This is a genomic window from Pseudomonas emilianonis, assembly GCF_023072625.1.
Lineage (GTDB): Bacteria > Pseudomonadota > Gammaproteobacteria > Pseudomonadales > Pseudomonadaceae > Aquipseudomonas > Aquipseudomonas paraveronii.
In genome coordinates, this window is sequence record NZ_JAKNRV010000379.1 from 1 (window position 1) to 4,718 (window position 4,718).

The 4,718-nt window shown below is 61.8% G+C and carries 3 protein-coding genes and 1 pseudogene; 1 reads left to right on the forward strand and 3 read right to left on the reverse strand.

The window, feature by feature from the left end; all coding sequences use genetic code 11:
* The 3 genes from L9Z73_RS25620 to pap form a co-directional block, all read right to left on the reverse strand.
* Nucleotides 1–913 (reverse strand): DMT family transporter (locus tag L9Z73_RS25620; protein WP_247407139.1); only part of this gene is annotated, 913 nt, incomplete at its 3' end.
* Between the two features lie 155 nt (nucleotides 914–1,068).
* Complete coding sequence (locus L9Z73_RS25625; RefSeq protein WP_247407142.1) at nucleotides 1,069–2,253, reverse strand: thiolase family protein; 1,185 nt, start codon at nucleotides 2,251–2,253, stop codon at nucleotides 1,069–1,071.
* 92 nt (nucleotides 2,254–2,345) lie between these two features.
* Nucleotides 2,346–3,863, reverse strand: a complete 1,518-nt coding sequence (pap, locus tag L9Z73_RS25630; RefSeq protein ID WP_247407145.1) for a polyphosphate:AMP phosphotransferase — start codon at nucleotides 3,861–3,863, stop codon at nucleotides 2,346–2,348.
* 141 nt (nucleotides 3,864–4,004) lie between these two features.
* Here pap and mnmD point away from each other — a divergent pair.
* A pseudogene (gene mnmD, locus L9Z73_RS25635) lies at nucleotides 4,005–4,568 on the forward strand (tRNA (5-methylaminomethyl-2-thiouridine)(34)-methyltransferase MnmD); the annotation flags it as partial.
* Between the last annotated feature and the right edge of the window lie 150 nt (nucleotides 4,569–4,718).

Genomic DNA, 4,718 nt, shown 5'->3' on the forward strand with positions numbered 1-4,718 from the left:
ACGACGGCGCCAACGCCACCGTCGCCGACCCCAACACCACCACCAGCGCCCCCGCATAGCCCAGCGCATTGATCTCTTCAGCCTGCACAAAACCCGGCCACCACCACGCCGCCAAGGCCACCGCCACAAACGTCACCAACGGCGTCAGCGCCAGGGTCGCACTCACCCGCGAGGCTTCCCAATGAGCCAGGGCCTCGGCAAATGCCCCATAGGCCACCAGCGTGTTCATGCAGCACGCCAGCAGCAACCAGCCTTGCAGCGGGCTCAGTTGCAGGGCCTCCAGCGGATGCGCCCAAGGCGTGAGCAACACAGCACACGACAGATAGATCACCATCATCACCTGCAGCGAATTCCACACCGTCAGCAATTGCTTCTGGCCCAGGGCGTAGAACACCCAGATCGTGGTGGCGAGCAGGACCGTCAGCACCCCGGCGGTGTAAGTGCCCAGGGACGTCAGCAACTCCACCAGACGCTGGTTGAAGAACAGGCCAAAGCCGATGAGCAGCGCCACCAGGCCCAACACCTGGCCCAGGCTGAAGCGTTCTTTAAACACAAACACGCTGGCGACCATCAGGAAGATCGGCCCCATCTGCACCACCAGTTGCGCCGTGCCGGGGCTGAGCACTTTCAGGCCTACCAGGTACAGCACGTAGTTGCCCACCAGGCCGCACACGGCCATTGCGACCAGCCAACCGCCGCGCGGCCCGAGCACGCGCACGCTGGGCAAACGCTTGACGGCCGCGAGATAGACGAACAGGCAACTGCCCGCGACCGTCAGGCGAAACCAGGTGACGGTAATCGGGTCCATCACTTGCAGCACTTGCTTGAGTTTGATCGGGAGAATGCCCCAGAGCAGCGCGGTCAGCAGGGTCAAGCAAAAGCCGTAGACCCAGCGGCCGGAAGAGATGTGCATGCGCGCCCCAGAAGCCAGAGGAAGTGGAACAGGCATTCTAGGGGCAAGGACACCGATTGGGATACGCCGCTATTCAAATGTGGGCTGGCTTGCCCGCGATAACGGAGTGTCAGCCAAACACCCGTTATCGCAGGCAAGCCAGCCCCACAACGGACTCAGCGCACAGCTTCGAACAGCCCGGTCGCCCCCATGCCGCCGCCCACGCACATGGTGACGACGCCATAGCGCAGATTACGCCGCTGCAACTCACGCACCAGATGCCCGACTTGCCGCGAACCCGTCATGCCGAACGGGTGGCCGATGGAGATCGAGCCACCGTTGACGTTGTATTTGGCATTGTCGATTTCCAAGCGGTCGCGTGCGTACAGGCATTGGGAGGCGAACGCTTCGTTGAGCTCCCACAGGTCGATATCCGACACCTGCAAGCCTCTGGCCTTGAGCATCTTGGGCACCGAGAACACCGGGCCGATGCCCATCTCATCCGGCTCGCAGCCGGCCACGGTAAAACCACGGAAAAACGCCTTGGGCTTGAGCCCCAGCGCCAAGGCTTTGTCCAGGCTCATCACCAGCGTCATCGAGGCGCCGTCGGACAATTGCGAAGAGTTACCCGCCGTCACCGAACCGTCTTCGGCAAACACCGGTTTCAAACCCTGGAGACTGGCCAGGGTGGTGTCCGGGCGATTGCAGTCGTCACGGTCGACCACGCCGTCGAGCACCTGCACAACACCGGTATTTTTGTCCTCGACGTTGTACTTGACCGCCATCGGCACGATTTCATCGTCGAACAAACCATCGGCCTGGGCCTGGGCGGTGCGTCGCTGGCTTTGCAGGGCATACCGGTCCTGGTCCTCGCGGCTGACGTGATAGCGGCGCGCGACGATTTCGGCGGTCTGGCCCATGGGAAAATAGAGGCCCGGCACCTGTTCTTTGAGCAGCGGGTTGATCAGGTTGTCGGTGTTGACGCTTTTCATGGTCAGGCTGATGGACTCGACGCCGCCGGCAACAATGATATCGCTGCAGCCCGAGGCGATCTGATTGGCCGCGATGGCAATCGCCTGCAAGCCCGAGGAGCAGAAACGGTTGAGGGTCATCCCTGCCGTACCGGTGCCCAATTGCGACAGCACCGCGACGTTGCGCCCGATGTTGTAGCCCTGGGCGCCCTCGTTGGAGCCCGCGCCGACGATGCAATCCTCTACCGTCGCCGGGTCAATGCCATTGCGCACGAGCAGTGCGTTGACGCAATGGGCCGCCATGTCATCCGGCCGGGTCTGGTTGAACTTGCCGCGAAAGGATTTGGCCAGGCCGGTTCGCACGCTGTCGACGATCACTACTTCACGCATGGGGCTACCTCGATCTTGTCGTTGTTGGGAGATGGACCGAGGATAGATCCAGGCCTGCCCAACCGCGACGATCATTCACCCCGTCTATAGGCCTACTTCTTCTTGCCTTTCTGGTCGTGCTTGTCGGACTGGGCGAACGCCTCCTCCAGCGCCAGGTTGATGGTGCGCAACACCTTGACCCGCGCCCAGCGCTTGTCATTGGCTTCTACCAGGGTCCACTGTGAAACCTCGGTACTGGTGCGGTCGACCATATCGCCCACGGCGGCACGGTATTCATCCCATTTGTCACGGTTACGCCAGTCGTCTTCGGTGATCTTGAAGCGTTTGAACGGGATCGCTTCGCGGGCCTGGAAGCGCTCCAGTTGGGTATCCTTGTCGATGGCCAGCCAGAACTTGACCACGATCACCCCGGCGTCGCGCAGTTGCTCTTCGAAATCATTGATCTCGCCATAGGCGCGCATCCAGTCCGCCGGGGAGCAGAAACCTTCGATGCGCTCCACCAGCACACGACCGTACCAGGAGCGGTCAAACACGGAGAACATTCCCCGCGCCGGAATCTGCCGCCAAAAGCGCCACAGGTAAGGCTGAGCGCGCTCGTCTTCGGTGGGCGCGGCGATCGGGATGATATGGTACTGGCGGGGATCGAGGGCCGCCGCTACCCGTCGGATCGCCCCACCTTTGCCAGCCGCATCGTTACCTTCAAATACCGTGATCAGAGCGTGCTTGCGCATGCGTTTATCACGCATCAGGCCGGAAAGACGCGCCTGTTCAGTGATCAATTGCTCTTCGTAATCGTCTTTTTCCAGGCTCAAGGTCATGTCGAGACTGTTGAGCAGGCTCACTTGATCCACAGCCACCGGCAACGGTGCCGGGTTCATGCCGCTGACTTTGCCCTTGGGTTGCCTCAAGGCGTTTTGCAGGCCTTCGAGTAGAATCTTGCCCACGGTGAGACTGCGGTAATTGCTGTCGACCCCTTCGATCACATACCAAGGCGCGTAGTCGCGGCTGGTACGGCGCAGGATGCGTTCGCCGAAGTGGACGAACTTGTCGTAGGTCTTGGACTGCTGCCAGTCCAGCGGGCTGATCCGCCAACTGTGCAGCGGGTCGTCGGCCAGGGCCTTGAGCCGCGCCTTCATCTGTTTCTTGGACAGGTGAAACCAGAACTTGAAGATCAGCGCGCCTTCGTCGCAGAACATCTTCTCCAGGCGCTCAGCGCCGGCGATGGCCTGGTCGAGCCGCGCGTCCTTGATTTCGCCCTGCACGCGGCTTTGCAGCATCTGGCTGTACCAGTTGCCGAAGAAGACCCCCATGCGGCCTTTCGCGGGCAACTGCCGCCAGTATCGCCAGGCTGGCGGGTGGGCCAGCTCTTCGTCAGTCTGCTGGTCGAAGGTGCGCACTTCGATCAGGCGCGGGTCCATCCATTCGTTGAGCAGCTTGACCGTCTCGCCCTTGCCGGCGCCTTCGACGCCGTTGATCAGGATGATCACCGGGAAACGTTTCTGCTGTTGCAGCTCGAACTGCACTTCCAGCAAGGCTTCGCGCAGGGCCGGTACTTCGGCGTCGTAAGTGTCTTTGTCGATGGCATGACCGATTTCAGCGGATTCGAACATGAGCAGCTCCGTTTCAAGATCGCTCAAGACTAGCGGATTGGGCAGCAACACGCGGCAGGAAATTCCACGCTCGCTTGCCATGGATCAATTCATTGCCGGTTGATCGGCTAGAATGGCCGCCTTGCCTTTGCCGAGTCGCCCATGAACCCTGTAACCCACGCCCAGCTCGACTGGGATGACCAAGGTCGCCCGCACTCGCGGGTCTTCGACGATGTGTACTTTTCCGACCAGTCGGGCCTTGAAGAAACCCGCTATGTGTTCCTCGAACAGAACCGTTTGCAGGCACGGTTTGCGGCCTTGCCGGCGGGTGGGCGCCTGGTGATCGGCGAAACCGGGTTTGGCACCGGGCTGAACTTTCTCTGCGCCTGGCAACTGTTCGAGCAACACGCGGTGGCCGGTGCACGCCTGCATTTCGTCAGCGTGGAAAAGTACCCGCTGAGCCACGCCGACCTGCAACGCGCCCTGCTGCTCTGGCCGCAACTGCAGCCGTTCGCCGCGCAATTGCTGGCGCAGTACATCGCCATCCACCCAGGCTTCCAGCGCCTGGTGCTGGATAACGGCCGCGTGACCTTGACGCTGCTGATCGGCGACGCCCTGGAGCAGTTGCCGCAGCTGGATGCGCAGATCGACGCGTGGTTTCTCGACGGCTTCGCCCCGGCGAAAAACCCGGACATGTGGACCGCCGAGCTGTTTGCGCGCCAGGCGTGGCATGACTGCAAATACAACCCGGCCCCATGCACCGCGTGATTCGCCGTAGGGCCGCGCTCGGTGTTCTGCACCACCACGCCCAATTGAACAACGTCAGAGGTCTGGCCCGGGGCCGGGTTGTATTTGCAGTCATGCCACGCCTGGCGC

Coding starts and splice junctions, on each gene's coding strand:
- L9Z73_RS25625 (WP_247407142.1), bottom strand. CDS start 2,253: ATGCGTGAAGTAGTGATCGTCGACAGCGTGCGAACCGGCCTGGCCAAA.
- pap (WP_247407145.1), bottom strand. CDS start 3,863: ATGTTCGAATCCGCTGAAATCGGTCATGCCATCGACAAAGACACTTAC.